The sequence below is a fragment of the Lysobacter luteus genome (assembly GCF_907164845.1).
GTDB lineage: Bacteria > Pseudomonadota > Gammaproteobacteria > Xanthomonadales > Xanthomonadaceae > Novilysobacter > Novilysobacter luteus.
Genome location: NZ_OU015430.1, coordinates 1525672 through 1541957 on the forward strand (window position 1 = coordinate 1525672; position 16286 = coordinate 1541957).

Below are 16286 nucleotides of genomic sequence, written 5' to 3' on the forward strand. Positions count from 1 at the left end.
GTCAACGCACCTCTGCGTGCTGGTTGTTGTTCATGGATTCGACGAACCGGTCGAACAGCGGTGCCACGTCGTGCGGGCCGGGACTGGCTTCCGGGTGCCCCTGGAAGCTGAAGGCCGGCGCATCGGTCAGGGCGATGCCCTGGTTGGAGCCGTCGAACAGCGAGCGATGGGTCACGCGGACGTTGGCCGGCAGCGTGGCCTCGTCGACCGCGAAGCCGTGGTTCTGGCTGGTGATCATCACCCGGCCGGTATCGAGGTCCTGCACCGGGTGGTTGGCGCCGTGGTGGCCGAACTTCATCTTCAGCGTCTTGGCACCGACCGCCAACCCGAGCAGCTGATGCCCCAGACAAATGCCATAGGTCGGGACCTTGCGGTCGATGAACTCACGGATCGCCTCGATCGCGTAGTCGCAGGGCGCCGGGTCGCCAGGCCCGTTGGACAGGAACACGCCGTCGGGCTTGAGGGCCAGCACCTCGGCGGCGGTGGTCTGCGCCGGCACCAGGGTGACGTTGCAGCCCCGCTCGGCCAGCATCCGCAGGATGTTCTGCTTGATCCCGAAGTCGTAGGCGACCACGTGGTAGCGGCCCTCGTTGGCGGCGAAGGTGCCGCTGTCGAGGTCGAGCTGGCCTTCGCGCCAGTCGCGGTTCTCGCGGGTGCAGACTTCCTTGGCCAGGTCCATGCCCTTCAGCCCGGCAAACTTGCGGGCCGCCTCGATCGCGCGGTCCGCGTCGACGTCGTCGCCGGCCATCAGCGCGCCGTTCTGCGCGCCGGTGTCGCGCAGCAGGCGGGTGAGCTTGCGGGTATCGATGTCGGCAATCGCGACCACGCCGCGGCGGGCCAGCCATTCGGGTAGCGATACCTGGCTGCGCCAGTTGCTGGGCCTTCGCGGGACGTTGCGCACGATCAGGCCGGCAGCCCAGACCGCATCGGCCTCGTTGTCGAGCTCGGTGATGCCGGTGTTGCCGACGTGGGGATAGGTCAGCGTGACCAGCTGCCGGGCGTAGGACGGGTCGGTCAGGATTTCCTGGTAACCGGTCATGGCGGTGTTGAACACCACCTCGCCGACGGAAAGGCCGGGCGCGCCGACGGAAATGCCCTCGAAGATGGTGCCGTCTTCGAGGGCAAGGATTGCGGGATGGGTCACGGGGATCGCCTTGGCTGCCAGGGGATGCTGACTCCGTGGCGCAGCGCAACCCGAAAGCAGGTTGCAGCAAAGCACGAACGCGGTGCGGGACCGGTCCGAAATGGAGTTCAGGCGAACGGGAATTCTAGCGATGTAATGGCATTCATGCCAGCACACCGTTCATCCGGCAGTGGCGTTCTGGTCCGCGAGCAGGATGTCGCGCAGGCTGTAGCGCCCCGGGGGGCGGTCCGCCAGCCGAACGGCCGCCAGCAGCGCGCCACGGGCGAAAATGTCGCGGTTGGTGGCGCGATGGACCAGTTCCACCCGCTCGCCCATCCCGGTGAACTGGACGGTGTGCTCGCCGATGATGTCGCCGGCCCGCAGCGCCGCATAGCGCGGCTCGGCCCCGCCCTGCCCGGCCGAGGCCCCGAGAGCAAGCGCGGTACCCGACGGGGCATCCTTCTTGTGCACGTGGTGGGACTCGACGATGTCGCAGTCCCATCCCTCCAGCGCCGCTGCCGCGCGCCGGACCAGCTCACCCAGCACGACCACCCCGAGGCTGAAATTGGCTGCAGACAGCACGGCGATGCGCTCGGCACCCGCATCGATCGCGGACTGCTGTTCCGGAGCCAGCCCTGTGGTGCCTGAGACGAGTGCAGCACCGCGCTCCACGCACAGCGCGAGCAGGGCGTCGAAGCCGGCGGGCAGGCTGAAATCGACCGCTACGTCGAAATTGGGGACGCCGTGCAGTTCCGACGCCGCGAACTGGGGGACGCCGTCGACCACGCGCTGCGAGGGCCGGCTTCCAGACACTGCGGCGACGACCTGCAGGTCGCGCCGCTCGGGCGCGAGCCGCGACAGGGACTGGCCCATGCGGCCGGAGGCACCATGAACGAGGACGCGAACGGGCGTATTCATCCAGGCAGGCTAGCCGCGCGTTCGCGCCCCGACAAGCGGTGGCGCGCGCACGTGCACGGGACTCAGAACGTCATCCGGTCCCAGAAGCCCTTGACCCCGTCGATGAAGGTCGACGAGCGCGGGGAATGCTTGCGGGCGTCTTCGCCCGCGAAGGTGGCGTCGAACTTCTCGAGCAGTTCGCGCTGCTCGGCCGTGAGGTTGACCGGGGTCTCGACCACCACGCGGCAGTACAGGTCGCCCGGGCGGCGGCTTCGGACCGACTGCACGCCCTTGTCGCGCAGGCGGAACAGCTTGCCGGTCTGGGTCTCGGCGGGCACGCGAAGCTCGACCTCGCCACCCAGCGTCGGGACGCGGATGGTGTCTCCCAGGGCCGCCTGGCCCAGCCGGATCGGCACGTCGCAATGCAGGTCGTCGCCATCGCGCTTGAAAATGTCGTGCTCGCGCACGCGTACGTCCACGTACAGGTCCCCCGGCGGCGAGCCCGCCGGGCCGGCCTCGCCCTCGCCCGCCAGGCGGATGCGGTCGCCGTTGTCCACGCCGGCGGGGATCTTCACCGACAGGGTCTTGGTTTCCTCCACGCGCCCCTGCCCGTGGCAGTCGCCGCAGGGGTTGCTGATGGTCTGGCCGCGGCCGCCGCAATGCGGGCAGCCCTGCTGCATCGAGAAGATTCCGCGCTGGAAGCGCACCTGGCCGCGACCACCACAGGTGGTGCAGCTCTCCAGCTTGCCGTCGGCCGACCCGCTGCCACTGCAGGTGTCGCACTCGTCCAGCGTCGGGATCTCGATCTCCTTCTCGATGCCGCGCACGGCTTCCTCGAGGGAGAGCTCCATCACGTAGCCGACGTCCGCGCCACGGCGCGGGCCACGACCACCGGCGCCGCCACCGCCGAAGATGTTCCCGAAGATGTCGCCGAAGATGTCGCCCATGTCGGCGTAACCGGCGCCGGCACCTCCACCGCCCATGCCGTGCTCGAACGCGGCGTGCCCGTGCTGGTCGTACATCCGGCGCCGGTTGGCGTCGGACAGCACTTCGTACGCCTCCTTGCACTCCTTGAATGCGGCCTCGGCGGCGGCGTCACCCGGATTGCGGTCCGGGTGGTGCTTCATCGCGCAGCGGCGGTACGCCTTCTTCAGCTCATCGCCGGAGACGTCGCGGGCCACGCCCAGTACTTCGTAGTAGTCACGCTTGCTCATGTGTCACGGGTTCCCCGCCCCACCACCAACGGCCGGGACTCGGTCTGCTTCAAACGACAGGGGCCCGGAATCGCTCCGCGGTCCCGAACCCCTGCCCGGATCGCCACCCGCCCGCGCACGGCCGGGTGGATGGTTTCGGCGACTTACTGCTTGCCTTCGTCCTTGACCTCGGTGAACTCGGCGTCCACCACGTCGTCGGCGGCCTGGCCAGCGTCGGCCGCGCCCGCCTCGGCACCCGGCTGCTGGGCCTGTGCGGCGGCGAACAGGGCCTGCGCCGCGGTTTCCAGTGCCTTCGACTTGGCCTCGATCTGGCCCTTGTCGTCGCCCTTCATTGCGGTCTCCAGCTCGGAGATGGCCGCCTCGGTGGCACCAATGGCCTCGCCCGGCAGCTTCTCGCCCTGCTCCTTGATGGTGGTGCGGGCCATGTGGATCAGGCCGTCGGCCTGGTTGCGGGCCTGCACCAGCTCCTGGAACTTCTGGTCCTCCTCACGGTTGGCCTCCGCGTCGGCGACCATCTTCTGGATCTCCTCCTCCGACAGGCCGGAGCCGGCCTTGATCTCGACCTTCTGTTCCTTGCCGGTCTTCTTGTCCTTGGCGGTCACGTGGACGATGCCGTTGGCGTCGATGTCGAACGACACCTCGACCTGCGGCATGCCGCGCGGCGCCGGCTCGATGCCGGACAGGTCGAAGCGGGCCAGCGACTTGTTGTAACGGGCCTGCTCGCGCTCGCCCTGCAGCACGTGCACGGTGACCGCGGACTGGTTGTCCTCGGCCGTCGAGAAGGTCTGCGAAGCCTTGGTCGGCACCGTGGTGTTCTTCTCGATGATCTTGGTGAACACGCCGCCCAGGGTCTCGATGCCCAGGCTCAGCGGAGTCACGTCGAGCAGCAGCACGTCCTTGACGTCGCCGGCGAGCACGCCGCCCTGGATCGCCGCACCGATCGCCACCGCCTCGTCGGGATTGACGTCCTTGCGCGGCTCCTTGCCAAAGAACTCGGTCACCGCCTGCTGCACCTTGGGCATGCGGGTCTGGCCACCGACCAGGATCACCTCGTTGATGTCGCTGGCGCGCACGCCGGCGTCATTGAGCGCGGTCCGGCACGGCTCGATCGTCTTCTTGACCAGGTCCTCGACCAGCGACTCGAGCTTGGCCCGGGTCAGCTTGATGTTGAGGTGCTTGGGGCCGGTCGCGTCGGCGGTCACGTACGGCAGGTTGACCTCGGTCTGCTGCGCGGTCGACAGCTCGATCTTCGCGCGCTCGGCCGCGTCCTTCAGGCGCTGCAGGGCCAGCGGGTCCTGGCGCAGGTTGATGCCCTGGTCCTTCTGGAATTCCTCGACCAGGTAGTCGATGACGCGCTTGTCGAAGTCCTCGCCACCCAGGAAGGTGTCACCGTTGGTGGCCAGCACCTCGACCTGCATCTCGCCGTCGACCGAGGCGATTTCGATGATCGAGACGTCGAAGGTGCCGCCGCCGAGGTCGTACACGGCCACCTTGCGGTCACCGCCCTTCTTGTCCATGCCATAGGCAAGCGCGGCCGCGGTCGGCTCGTTGATGATGCGCTTGACCTCCAGGCCCGCGATCTTGCCGGCGTCCTTGGTGGCCTGGCGCTGGCTGTCGTTGAAGTACGCCGGCACGGTGATGACCGCCTCGGTGACGGTCTCGCCCAGGTAGGCCTCGGCGGTCTTCTTCATCTTGGCCAGCACCTCGGCCGAGATCTGCTGCGGCGCCATCTTCCGGCCGTCGGCGGTCGCCACCCACGCGTCGCCGTTCTCGTGCTGGATGATCGAGTACGGCACCAGGTCGAGGTCCTTCTGGACTTCGGCGTCGGTGAACTTGCGTCCGATCAGGCGCTTGACCGCGTAGAAGGTGTTCTTGGGGTTGGTGACGGCCTGCCGCTTGGCCGACGCACCCACCAGCACCTCGCCGTCCTTGGTGTAGGCGACGATGGACGGGGTGGTGCGGTCGCCTTCGGCGTTCTCGATGACCCTGGCCTTGCCGCCGTCCATGATCGCCACGCAGGAATTGGTCGTGCCCAGGTCGATACCGATGATCTTGCCCATGGTGTTGCTCCCTCTCGAATCTCGTTGTGTTCTGGGGCGGCCCGCAGCCGCCAATGTCCGCTATCTGGGGTCGCCTGCCACGGGTTCAAGCATCCGTGGCGGCGCGGCCGCTCAGTCGGTCCGGCTCACCACGACCAGCGCCGGGCGCAGCAGGCGTTCGTTCAGCAGCCAGCCCTTCTGGTAGACCTGCACCACGTGCCCGGCGGCGTGCTCGTCGCTGTCCACCATGCTCATCGCCTGGTGGTGGTCGGGGTTGAACGGCTGGCCGACCGGATTCACCTCGACCAGGCCGTTGTCGGCGCCGACCTTCAGCAATTGCCGGAGCGTCAGCTCCATCCCCTCGCGCAGCGGTCCGTTGTCGCCGCCGGCCGCGCCCAGGCCCGCTTCCAGGCTGTCGATGACCGGTAGCAGGTCGGCCAGCAGGCGCTCGTTGGCGAACTTGCGGGCGGTGTCGCGTTCGCGCTCGAGCCGCTTGCGCTGGTTCTCCAGGTCGGCGCGGTCGCGCAGGGTGTCCTCGCGCACCTGGGCCAGTTCGGCCTGTAACGCCTCCAGCTCGGCGGCAAGGGGGGAGATCTCGTTATCGGCGGCGGCCTGCTCGGCGGCTTCCTTCATCGGTTCGGTGGTCATGCGTGGCCCTGTTCTGGCGCGCGGCGGCGCGATTTCCTTGACAGAGCCGAGCAATGGGGCCGGCGGGCGGCAATTCAAGCGTCGCCCGGCCGTCCCACGTCACGCGCGAAGGCGCCCCCAAGGGCGTCCGCCGCGGCCTCCACCACGGGTATCACACGCTCGTAGGCCATCCGGGTCGGACCGATGACGCCCAGCACGCCCAGCACCTGGCCACCGGCGGCGTAGGGGGCGGTCACCAGCGACATGCCCTCCAGCGGCGCCAGGCCGGTCTCCTCGCCGATGAAGATCCGCACGCCGGGCGCGTGGACGGTCCGCTCGAGCAACTGGAGGATCTCGCGCTTGCGGGCGAAGGCTTCGAACAGTTCACGAAGGCGGTCCAGGTCGGACAGGTCCTGCAGGCCCATCAACCGGGTCTGCCCCGCCAGCACCATGTCGTCGCTGTCAGGCGCAAGCACGTGCTCGGCCAGTTCTATCGAGCGGGCCAGCAGCGATTCCATCTCGCTGCGGGCCGAACGCAACTCGTGCAGCAGGATGGTGCGTATCTCGCTTACCGGGCGCCCGGCGAAATGGTGGTTGAGGTAGTTGGCAACCCGCTCCAGCTCGCCCGGGGCGTAGCTTGTCCTGGTCTGGATGATCCGGTTCTGCACCTCGTTGTCGGCGAACACCACGATCGCGAGCACGCGCTGGCTGTCGACCTGCACGAACTCCACGCGCCGGAACGCGAACTGCTCGCGCTTGGGCACGCTGACAACGCCGACGAAGCGGGTCATCGCCGACAGCAGCTCCGACGCGCTGCCCAGCAATGCCTGGGTCCCGGTGCCCGACGGCAGCTCGCCGCGCAGCCGCGCCAGCTCGCTGTCGGGCAGCGGCCGCACCTGCAGCAGCGAGTCGACGAACAGCCGGTACCCCTGGGCGGTCGGCACCCGGCCGGCGGAGGTATGCGGCGCACTCAGGAGACCGACCTCCTCGAGGTCGGACAGGATGTTGCGAATCGTCGCTGCACTTACGTCCAGCCCTGCGTGCCGGGCCAGGGTCTGCGAGCCGACCGGCTCGCCACTGCGGATGTAGCGCGCGATCAGCGTGCGAAGCAGATGGCGGGCGCGCGGGTCGAGCGTGTGCGGGTCCGGCGCGTGCGTGTCGGGGCTGGAATCGGGGCGGGTGGCATCGCGACGGCGGCTCATGGCCCGGGTATAAGGCGGCGGCCGTGCTCGCGCAAGCCGCAGCTCATCCGGTGAGACCGGACCGTGCTTGCATCCGCGTCCGCCCCCTGCCCTCCAACCCCACGCCGCCTTAAACTCGCCGCCACATGCTTACCCATCTCAGCCTCAAGCATTTCGCCGTTGTCGAGGAAGCCGAACTCACCTTCGGGCCGGGCCTGACCGTGATCTCGGGTGAAACCGGCGCGGGCAAGTCGTTGCTGGTCGACGCGCTGGGCCTGCTGTCCGGCCTGCGCGCCGACAGCGGCGTGGTCCGGCACGGGGCCGAGCGTGCCGAAGTCGTCGGTGGGTTCGCGCTCGACGACGTGCCCGCCGCTCGCGACTGGCTGCAGGCCGCCGAACTGGACGACGCTGATGGCACGGCCTGCCTGCTCCGCCGCGTGGTGCGGGCCGACGGCGGTTCACGCGCCTGGATCAACGGGCGCCCGGTCACGATCGGGCAGCTGGCCGAACTGGCCGCGCTGCTGGTCGAGATCCACGGGCAGCACGAGCACCAGGCGCTGATGGCCCGTGGCAGCCAGCTGGCGCTGCTGGATGCCTTTGGAAGGACAGACGCCGAACGCGCCGCCGTGGCCGCGGCCGCCACGCACTGGAGCACCCTGCTCGGCGAGCGCGAACGGCTTAACCAGCAGGGCGACGTGTCGGACCGGATCGAATGGCTCGAGCACCAGCATGCCGAGCTGGAGCGCGAAACCCTTGAGCCCGGGTCGATTGCCGAGCTGCAGGCCGACCACCGTCGCCAGGCCCACGCTGCCGACCTGATCGCCGCCTGCGACAGTGTGTTCGGGCGGCTCGGTGGCGATGACGACGGTGCCGTGGCGCGCGAACTCGGCCGTGCCCGAAGTGAACTGCAGCGGGTGGCCGAACACGAACCGCGCCTGGACGAGGTCGACGGCATGCTCGACGCCGCCGCGATCCAGATCGACGAGGCCCTGAGCTTGCTGGACCGCATCCGCTCCGATCTGGACCTCGATCCTTCCCAGTTCGACCGCATCGAGCAGCGCCTCGGCCGGCTGCACGAACTGGCGCGCAAGCACCGCGTAACGCCGGAGGAGTTGTTTGGCCAGCGCGAGCGCATCGCGCTGGAGCTGGAACAGCTGCGCGGCGCCGGCCAGCGCCTGGACGCGCTGGATGGCGAGATCGCCGCCGCCCGGTCGGCCTGGCGCAGTGCCGCCGACGTGCTCGGCGACCGGCGACGCACGGCCGCCCAGGCACTCGCCGCCGCCACCACGGCGCTCATCGGCGAACTGGGAATGGGCGGCGGACGTTTCGACATTGCCGTTGAGCCGGTCGAAGTCGACCGACCCGATCCGCAGGGGGGCGAGCGGGTCGAGTTCCTCGTCGCGGCCAATCCCGGGCAACCGGCACGCGCGCTTCGCAAGGTCGCGTCGGGCGGCGAGCTGTCGCGCATCTCGCTCGCGATCGAAGTGGCCGCGCTTGGGCTCGACACCGTGCCGACGATGGTCTTCGACGAGGTCGACTCCGGCATCGGCGGTGGTGTCGCCGAGATCGTCGGACAGAAGTTGCGCGCGCTTGGCGCCAGCCGCCAGGTGCTGTGCGTGACCCACCTGCCGCAGGTCGCCGCGCAGGGACACGCGCACTACCGGGTCAGCAAGGCAGCCAGCGAGGGCGTGACCCAGAGCCAGGTGGGCCTGCTGGACGCGAAACAGCGACAGGAAGAGCTCGCCCGCATGCTCGGCGGCGTGGAGTTGACCCGAGAGGCGCGAGCCGCGGCGAAACGGTTGTTGAGCGACGTCGGCTGAGCCGAAGCTGGCAGCGCCGGATCCGGTTGCGTCAGCGCTTCTTGCGTACGTACAGCACCAGCGAGTGCTCCTCGATCTGGTAGCCGTGCTCGGCGGCGATCCTCGCCTGGAGTTCCTCGATCTCGGAGCTTTCGAACTCGATGATCTTGCCGGTCTCGATGTCGACCATGTGGTCGTGGTGCTGGCCACGGTCGAGCTCGTACACCGACTGCCCCGACTCGAAGTTGTGCTTGAGCACGAGGCCGGCCGCCTCGAACTGCGTGAGCACCCGATAGACGGTCGCAAGCCCGATGTCCTCGCCCTGGTCCAGCAACAGGCGGTAGATGTCCTCGGCCGTCATGTGACGGGGCTTGGCCTGCTCGAGCAGCTGCAGGATCCGCATCCGGGGATGCGTCACCTTGAGGCCAGCCTTGCGAAGGTCCTGCGATTCCATGAAGGCTCCTTGGGGGTGGTCTCGTCGTCCACCGGGGCGCGCATCCGCCACCTGCGGACACGTCCGTAATACCGGATGAACGCGACAGCCGGGAGACTGCGCCGGCAATGCATCAGCATCAGTGTATCATCGGGCTTCTGTCCGCCTCCCGCTCGAACCGATGCCCAAGCACCCGATGCGTACGCTCCTGCTCGCCCTTTCCGTCGCCCTGATCGCTTCGGGCTGCGGCATCGTCTACCGCCAGCCGATCTTCCAGGGCAACCTGCTGGAATCGTCCCAGGTCGAGCAGTTGCAGGCCGGCATGAGCAAGCAGCAGGTGATCGGGATGCTCGGCACGCCGTCGATCCAGGACCCGTTCCACCACGACCGTTGGGACTACACCTCCACCCAGCGCACCGACCGCCTTGCGCACACTCGGATCAAGACATTGACGCTCTGGTTCGAAAACGACCAGCTGGCGCGCTGGGAAGGCGAGTACTTCCCGGAGCAGGATTCGGACCTGGCCAACTCGGCACGCAAGCAGTTCGGCCCGAACCTGGCCAAGGACAAGAAGTAATCCTGGAAAGCCTGCCTGCACGAGCAGGCCAGGCGCTTCCTTAGCCGGCCCGTTGGCCGGCGCGGCGCCGGCGGGCTTCCTTGGGGTCGACCAGCAGCGGGCGCAGCAGCTCCACCCGGTCACCGTCGTGCAGCATGGTGGTCGCATCGGCGACCACGCCGAACACGGCGCATTCCACCGGCCCGGACGTGCCCGCCCACCCGGCCGCCTGCAGTGCATCCGCCACCCGGGCGCCGTCGGGAAGTTCGACTTCGATCCAGTCGAACCGCCGCGGCCATGCCCGGACCAGGGCGACCTTCATTCGCCGCCGCGGTCCGCGACCCGGATGAAGTCGTCGACCATGCGGTCGGCCAGGCTCTGGAACCCGAGCGCCATCGCCGGCCCGAGCAGCCGCACCTTGGGTTCGAAGTCCAGTGTCAGGGTGACCTTGCACGCGGACTCGTCCAGCGCGTGGAACTCCCACCGCCCGGCCAGGCGGCGGAACGGCCCGTCGACCAGTCTTAGGTCGATGTGGTGCGGCTCGGACATGGTGTTCTCGGTGGTGAACCACGTCCTCAGTGCACCCAGGCCGAGGTCCAGCCGCGCAACCATGCGTCCTTCGGAGGACTCCAGCACCTTAGCGCCGTCGCACCAGTCGAACCGTCGCGGGTAGGCCGCCACGTCGTTGACCAGCGCAAACATGCGCGCGGCGGAGTGTTCGACGAGGGCGGTACGGCGGATGCTGGGCACGGATGGCTGCTTTTCAGTGGGTCGCGCCTCGCGTATCGACCCCGCAATCAGGGACAATGGCGCGATGGCCAAGAGCAAGAACAAGACGGGCAAGGATAAGGGAAACGGCGGCACCATTGCGCTCAACAAGCGCGCACGCCACGACTACCACCTTGAAGAACGCTTCGAGGCGGGGCTCGCCCTTCAGGGGTGGGAGGTCAAATCGATCCGTGCCGGGCGCGCCAACATCGGCGAAAGCTACGCGGTGGTGCGCGACGGCGAGATCTTCCTGTTCGGGGCGCAGATGACCCCGCTGATCTCGGCCTCCACCCACGTGGTGGCCGACGAACGCCGGACGCGCAAGTTGCTGCTGCACCGCCGCGAGATCGACAACCTGATCGGCCGCGTGCAGCGCGACGGCTATACCGTGGTGCCCACCTCGATGTACTGGAAGGGCAACCGGATCAAGATCGAGCTCGCGCTGGCCAAGGGCAAGCAGGACCACGACAAGCGCCAGGCCAACAAGGACCGTGACTGGGCGCGCGAGAAACAGCGCGTGATGCGCCGGCACAACAAGGACGCCTGAGCCGCCACCCGCGAACCGCCGCGAAGGCACTCAGCCCTGCTCGCGCACCTCGCCGGGCAGGGTGAAGTAGAACGTGGCGCCCTGCCCCGGCCGACCCTCTGCGCGGATGCTGCCGCCGTGGCGCTCGACAATCCGCTTGACCGACGCAAGGCCGATGCCGTGACCGGCGAACTCGCTCTGGTCATGCAGCCGCTGGAACGGCCGGAACAACTTGTCCACGTACTCCTGGTCGAAGCCGGCCCCGTTGTCACGGATGAAGAACTCCACCGCATTACGGCCGAACTCGATCCGCGGGTCCGCCGTGCCGCGGGTGAATTTCCATGCGTTGCCTAGCAGGTTCTCCAGCAGGTTGCGCAGCAGCGACGCGTCGCCTTCGGCAACCAGGTCTCCGTGGATCTCCACTTCGACCGGGTGGTCGGGATCGCCGGCTCGCAGGTCGTCCACCAGTTCGGCAGCCATACGACCGAGGTCGACCCGCTCGTGGCGCAGTGCACTGCGCGTCACGCGGGACATCTTCAACAGCGCGTCGATGAGCTCGCCCATGCGGTTGGCGGCCTTCCGGACGCGCTCCAGGTAGCCCTGGCCAGCCTCGTCGAGGGTGGCGGCATAGCGTTCGGCCAACACCTTGCTGAAGCCGTCGATCGCGCGCAACGGGGCGCGCAGGTCGTGCGACACGCTGTAGGCGAAAGCTTCCAGCTCCTGGTTGGCCTGGCTCAGTTCGCGGGTCCGCATGGCGACGCGGTGTTCCAGTGTGCGGTTGAGCGCGTGTACCCGCGCCTCGGCCTGGAGACGCTCGGTGACATCCTCGGCCTGCACCAGGCCGACCACGTCCTGGCCAACGCTGCCCGGGACGGGTGCGTAGGTGAGTTGGGCTTGGCGCGGCTCACCGCCATCGCGATGGAGCCGGCGGGTTTCGCGTCGAACGCTGTCGCGCCGGTCCCCGCCGGTGCCGAACTCGTGCGCAGCGTCGCCGGCGTCCTCGAACAATCCGTGGAAGCGCTCGCCAACCAGCGTCTCCGGCGGGCGCCCGACGATCCGTGCAAACGCCGGGTTGGCCTGGACAATGCACCCGTGGCTGTCCAGCAACACCTTGCCGATTGCCGAGTACTCCATCGCGGTGCGGAACCGCTCCTCGCTACGCCGGTAGTTCTCCGTCAATCCCAGCGCGATCCTGTGGGCGCGCGACTCGGTCTGTGCAAGCATCCAGGCGATCGCGTACATCAGCAGCGACGCGAACAGTCCCAGCGCCAGCGTCGCCTGCAGGTTCTGGAGTCGCGGCACGGCCTGCTCCAGCGGCGGCGACTCGAACTCCAGCAGCCAGCGCCTGCCGTAATGGGAGACCTCTTCCGAATGGTGGAACGCTGGCGGCTGCTGCACCTCGTCACTGACAGAAACGTAGAGCAGGCTCCGGCCGTGCGTGACGTCGGTGATGCGGAACCGCATCGGGTTTTCGCCCAGTGCCTCGCGGACAAACTCGTCGACCCGGAGCGGGACATACACCCAGCCCAGCATTGCCGACTGGCGTTCAGCGACGGACTCCGGACGCGCCCCGTCCCGATACACCGGCAGGTACAGCAACAGGCCGGTGCGCGAAGTGGCACCGTCCTGGATCAGGTGCACCGGCCCCGACAGCGATGCCTTGCCGCTCTCCAGTGCCGCTTCCATCGCCGCCTTCCGAGCCGGCTCGGAGTACATGTCGAAGCCGATCGCCTGGACATTCTCCGCGCTCCTGGGCTCCAGGTAGAGGATCGGCCCGTAGTGGTCGCGCTCACCCTCGGGACGGACGCGCAGCACGCCCCAGCCGGTTTCGCGCCACTCGTTCTGGAGGTCCTGCAACCGGTTGCCGCTGACATACCCGGCAAAGCCGAGCCCGACCATGCCGGGAAAGCGCGAACCGATCCCCATGCCGTCGGCGAATCCGTACCACTGCGTCGGAGTGGGACGGTCGACCGACGCGAACAGCGCAGCGCCGCCGCCGGCCACCAGCTCGTAGTTGATGATGCGCTGTTTGAGCAGCTCGGTCGCTTCCTGGGTGTTGGAAACGAAACGCGCGTCTGCCGCGCGCAGCTCGCGGTCGTAGGCCAGTTGCCACAACGCCAGCACGGACGCCAGCGACGCCAGCAGCACCACCAGCGCCCACAGGTGGCCGCGCAGGGGCCGCAGGCGCTCGCGCAGGCTTGGCTTATCGGGGTCGGCGGCGTGGTCGTCCATGGCGCCTCAAGCATACAAGGGCGCGGGCCCGGCTGAACCGCCGGTAGCGTGGTGTTGCGCAGGCCTTGAGGACGCCGCCGGCAGCCCTATACTGGCCAGGTCAGCGAACTTGTAGTTCCCCGGGGGTGCACTGGCTTCGACGGGGGTCGCGAAATCGCTTGGCGCATGCCGAGGGGGTAGCTTTCCTCGTAAATCCAGCTGCAAAACTCTAGTTGCCAACGACGACAACTACGCACTGGCCGCTTAAGGCCTAAGCCCCGAAATCGCTTGTGTCCGTGCTCGCGACGTAGGGTCATCATCACGGAATCGCCGGGAGTGGCCGCCTGCCAGCACCCGGTTAACCTATAGCAGGCTGGTCCCCTGATGCGCTTTGCGCGCCGTGCTGTCAGGGGACGAGATCCAACGGCGAGCTAAGCATGTAGTGCCGGGGATGGAGTGCCTTCGGACGCGGGTTCGATTCCCGCCACCTCCACCATCAACAGCAGAAGAGCCCGCCCTCAAGGCGGGCTCTTCTGTTTGTCGGCTCGGTGCCTCCTGAGCGCGGGTCGCAGGGCGACGTCGCCGGGCGGCGAACCGATCGCCCGATCTTGCGGAAAGCGCGGCGTGAAATGCGACGCGTACACATCCGGCTCACCCGCGGATTACGCCCGGCTTGGTATCCAGAAGCGCCCTCCCCCCGGAGTCCTACCATGCAGGCACTGACCTACCACGGTGCAAGAGACGTGCGTGTCGAATCCGTCCCCGACCCCGTCATCCTGGAACCCGACGACATCCTGTTGCGCGTTACCGCCACCGCGATATGCGGCTCGGACCTGCACCTGTACCGCGGCAAGATCCCGATGGTGCACGACGGCGATATCCTCGGCCATGAATTCATGGGCGTGGTCGAAGAGGCCGGTCCCGCCGTGACCCGGTGCCGCAAAGGCGACCGCGTCGTGATTCCCTTCACCATCTCCTGCGGGGAATGCTTCTTCTGCCAGCTGCAGCAGTTCGCCTGCTGCGAGACCACCAACGACGGTCGCGGCGCGATCCTCAACCGCAAGGAGCTCACCCCACCGGCGGCGCTGTTCGGGTACAGCCACCTGTATGGCGGCGTCCCCGGCGGCCAGGCCGAGTTCGTGCGGGTACCCAAGGCAAACGTCGGGCCGCTGGTCGTGCCCGGCAGCCTGGGCGACGAGCAGGTGCTGTTCCTGTCCGACATCCTGCCGACCGGCTACCAGGCGGTGATCAATGCAGAGGTCGGCGAAGGTTCGACCGTGGCGATCTTCGGCGCCGGGCCGGTCGGGCTGATGGCGGCGGCGTGTTGCCGGATGCTGGGCGCCGAGCGGATCTTCATGGTCGACCACCATCCCTACCGGTTGGACTTCGCCGCAAAGGCCTACGGTGTCATACCGATCAACTTCGACGAGTGCGACGACCCGGCGGGGCTGATCGTTGAACAGACGGGCTACCGCGGCGTCGACGCCTGCATCGAGGCGGTCGGGTTCGAGGCCAAGGGCAGCACGACCGAGACCGTCCTGACCGCTGTCAAGCTCGAAGGCAGCAGCGGCAAGGCGCTCCGCCAGTGCATCGCAGCCACCCGGCGCGGCGGCATCGTCAGCGTCGCCGGCGTCTATGCCGGTTTCATCCACGGCTTCCTGTTCGGCGACGCGTTCGACAAGGGGCTGACCTTCCGGATGGGACAGACCCACGTGCAACGGTTCATGCCGGAACTGCTGGGTTTCATCGAGGACGGTCGGCTCGCGCCCGAGATCATCATCTCCCACCGCATGAAGCTCGCCGACGCGGCGCAGGGGTACGAAATGTTCGAGGAGAAGCAGGACGACTGCCGCAAGGTCGTGCTGACTCCCTGACCCATGGCGACGGCATCCAGACGCCGCAAAGCGGAGACCGGCGGCACCGCCCTGCTGATCGTGGACATGATCAACCCCCTCGACTTCGAGGGGGGCAAGGCAATGCGTCCCCAGGCCGCCGAGGCGGCCCCACGGATCGCCACGCTGAAGCAGCGACTGAAGCGCGAAGGCGTGCCCGTGGTGTACGTCAACGACAACTTCATGCACTGGCAGGTCGACTTCAGCGCGCTGGTCGCCATCTGCCAGCACGACGGCAGCCTGGGGGCGGAGCTGGCGCGATGCCTGCCGCCGGAACCGGACGACTACTTCGTGCTCAAGCCCAAGCATTCGGGATTCTTCGACACGCCGCTGGCGATCCTGCTTGCCAAGCTCGGAGCCAAGCGCCTGGTGATTACCGGCGTCGCCGCCGACGGCTGCGTGCTGACCACGGCCACCGACGCCCACATGAGGGAATTCGCCGTCCATGTCCCCCGAGACTGCGTCGCCTCGATCAGTCCGCAACGCACCGAGCGCGCGCTGGCCCTGATGAAGGATTCGATGAAGATCGACGTACGCACCGCCCGGTATGCACGCGCCTGACCGCGCCCGATGAAAGATTCAGAGACGTGGTTTGCAGTTCGCCTCGGATTGGGCCGAGAATGGCGAAGGCAGGGGGGCAGTTCAGGGAGGGAATTCCATGTCGACTGAAACCGCATCACCGTCCACGCCCAGCTACGTCGATTTTGACGGCGAGCTCGACTACTGGCGCGCGCATTACCCCAACGCGCCTTTTTGCCGGCCAGGACTGTCGTACGAGGACTACGAGCCCGCACTGAAACTGGGCATCAACGCGTTCCTGCATGGGCAGGTGGAGCTGTTTGAGCACCACGGCGAGGACCTGGCGGAGGCTTACTACCGCACGCGGGGCTGCAGCCCGCTGGACTGGAACGAAGCCCAGCCCGCGGCCGCTGCGGCATGGCGCCGGATGCACGAAAAACGCGTCGCGGCGTAACCACGCCCGGCCGGAAGAAAAGGGCGGGAGCCGCTCGCGCCATGCCT

16 protein-coding genes and 1 other RNA gene are annotated in these 16286 nt (G+C 68.1%); 7 read left to right on the plus strand and 10 right to left on the minus strand.

Annotated elements, in window-relative coordinates; translation table 11 throughout:
- Window position 1: 1 nt before the first annotated feature.
- The 6 genes from carA to hrcA all read right to left on the minus strand — a co-directional run bounded on the left by carA (window position 2) and on the right by hrcA (window position 7102).
- Entirely contained in the window at window positions 2-1144 is a 1143-nt protein-coding gene (carA, locus tag KOD61_RS07120; protein ID WP_215218037.1) for a glutamine-hydrolyzing carbamoyl-phosphate synthase small subunit, read from the minus strand.
- 159 nt (window positions 1145-1303) lie between these two features.
- Window positions 1304-2041: a 4-hydroxy-tetrahydrodipicolinate reductase gene (gene dapB / locus KOD61_RS07125; protein ID WP_215218038.1), complete on the minus strand. Its 738-nt coding sequence runs from the start codon at window positions 2039-2041 to the stop codon at window positions 1304-1306.
- A 62-nt stretch (window positions 2042-2103) separates the two neighbouring features.
- Entirely contained in the window at window positions 2104-3234 is a 1131-nt protein-coding gene (gene dnaJ / locus KOD61_RS07130) for a molecular chaperone DnaJ (RefSeq protein ID WP_215218039.1), read from the minus strand.
- Window positions 3235-3377: 143 nt separating this feature from the next.
- A complete protein-coding gene (gene dnaK / locus KOD61_RS07135) occupies window positions 3378-5294 on the minus strand; it encodes a molecular chaperone DnaK (RefSeq protein ID WP_215218040.1) in 1917 nt (638 codons plus the stop codon).
- 111 nt (window positions 5295-5405) lie between these two features.
- Entirely contained in the window at window positions 5406-5921 is a 516-nt protein-coding gene (grpE, locus tag KOD61_RS07140) for a nucleotide exchange factor GrpE (RefSeq protein WP_215218041.1), read from the minus strand.
- A gap of 74 nt (window positions 5922-5995) precedes the next feature.
- Complete coding sequence (gene hrcA, locus KOD61_RS07145) at window positions 5996-7102, minus strand: heat-inducible transcriptional repressor HrcA (RefSeq protein ID WP_215218042.1); 1107 nt, start codon at window positions 7100-7102, stop codon at window positions 5996-5998.
- Between the two features lie 125 nt (window positions 7103-7227).
- On the opposite strand from hrcA, the gene recN reads away from it, so the two are divergent.
- Window positions 7228-8901 (plus strand): DNA repair protein RecN, encoded by a 1674-nt coding sequence (recN, locus tag KOD61_RS07150; protein WP_215218043.1) that lies wholly within the window; start codon window positions 7228-7230, stop codon window positions 8899-8901.
- 31 nt (window positions 8902-8932) lie between these two features.
- Here the strand turns inward: recN and fur are convergent, their stop codons facing one another.
- Window positions 8933-9334: a ferric iron uptake transcriptional regulator gene (gene fur, locus KOD61_RS07155; RefSeq protein ID WP_215218044.1), complete on the minus strand. Its 402-nt coding sequence runs from the start codon at window positions 9332-9334 to the stop codon at window positions 8933-8935.
- A 175-nt stretch (window positions 9335-9509) separates the two neighbouring features.
- Here fur and KOD61_RS07160 point away from each other — a divergent pair, with 175 nt between their 5' ends.
- Entirely contained in the window at window positions 9510-9890 is a 381-nt protein-coding gene (locus KOD61_RS07160; RefSeq protein WP_215218045.1) for an outer membrane protein assembly factor BamE, read from the plus strand.
- Between the two features lie 40 nt (window positions 9891-9930).
- On the opposite strand, the gene KOD61_RS07165 is transcribed toward KOD61_RS07160, so the two are convergent.
- Both KOD61_RS07165 and KOD61_RS07170 read right to left on the minus strand, forming a co-directional pair.
- Window positions 9931-10191 (minus strand): RnfH family protein, encoded by a 261-nt coding sequence (locus tag KOD61_RS07165; RefSeq protein ID WP_215218046.1) that lies wholly within the window; start codon window positions 10189-10191, stop codon window positions 9931-9933.
- Window positions 10188-10619, minus strand: a complete 432-nt coding sequence (locus tag KOD61_RS07170) for a type II toxin-antitoxin system RatA family toxin (protein ID WP_215218047.1) — start codon at window positions 10617-10619, stop codon at window positions 10188-10190. Before KOD61_RS07170 ends, KOD61_RS07165 begins: the two co-directional genes overlap by 4 nt.
- Before the next feature lie 64 nt (window positions 10620-10683).
- On the opposite strand from KOD61_RS07170, the gene smpB reads away from it, so the two are divergent.
- On the plus strand, window positions 10684-11184 hold the full coding sequence (smpB, locus tag KOD61_RS07175) for an SsrA-binding protein SmpB (protein WP_215218048.1): 501 nt from the start codon (window positions 10684-10686) through the stop codon (window positions 11182-11184).
- Window positions 11185-11214: 30 nt separating this feature from the next.
- Here smpB and KOD61_RS07180 read toward each other — a convergent pair whose 3' ends face one another.
- A complete protein-coding gene (locus KOD61_RS07180) occupies window positions 11215-13395 on the minus strand; it encodes a CHASE domain-containing protein (protein WP_215218049.1) in 2181 nt (726 codons plus the stop codon).
- A gap of 121 nt (window positions 13396-13516) precedes the next feature.
- Between KOD61_RS07180 and ssrA the strand changes: the two genes are divergently transcribed.
- The 4 genes from ssrA to KOD61_RS07200 all read left to right on the plus strand — a co-directional run bounded on the left by ssrA (window position 13517) and on the right by KOD61_RS07200 (window position 16239).
- Window positions 13517-13870, plus strand: a transfer-messenger RNA (tmRNA) gene (gene ssrA / locus KOD61_RS07185).
- 214 nt (window positions 13871-14084) lie between these two features.
- The gene (locus KOD61_RS07190) at window positions 14085-15248 is read left to right on the plus strand and encodes a zinc-dependent alcohol dehydrogenase (protein WP_215218050.1); all 1164 of its coding nucleotides are present in this window, start codon (window positions 14085-14087) and stop codon (window positions 15246-15248) included.
- Window positions 15249-15314: 66 nt separating this feature from the next.
- Entirely contained in the window at window positions 15315-15827 is a 513-nt protein-coding gene (locus tag KOD61_RS07195) for a cysteine hydrolase family protein (protein WP_251370544.1), read from the plus strand.
- A gap of 97 nt (window positions 15828-15924) precedes the next feature.
- A complete protein-coding gene (locus KOD61_RS07200; RefSeq protein WP_215218052.1) occupies window positions 15925-16239 on the plus strand; it encodes a hypothetical protein in 315 nt (104 codons plus the stop codon).
- Window positions 16240-16286 lie beyond the last annotated feature (47 nt).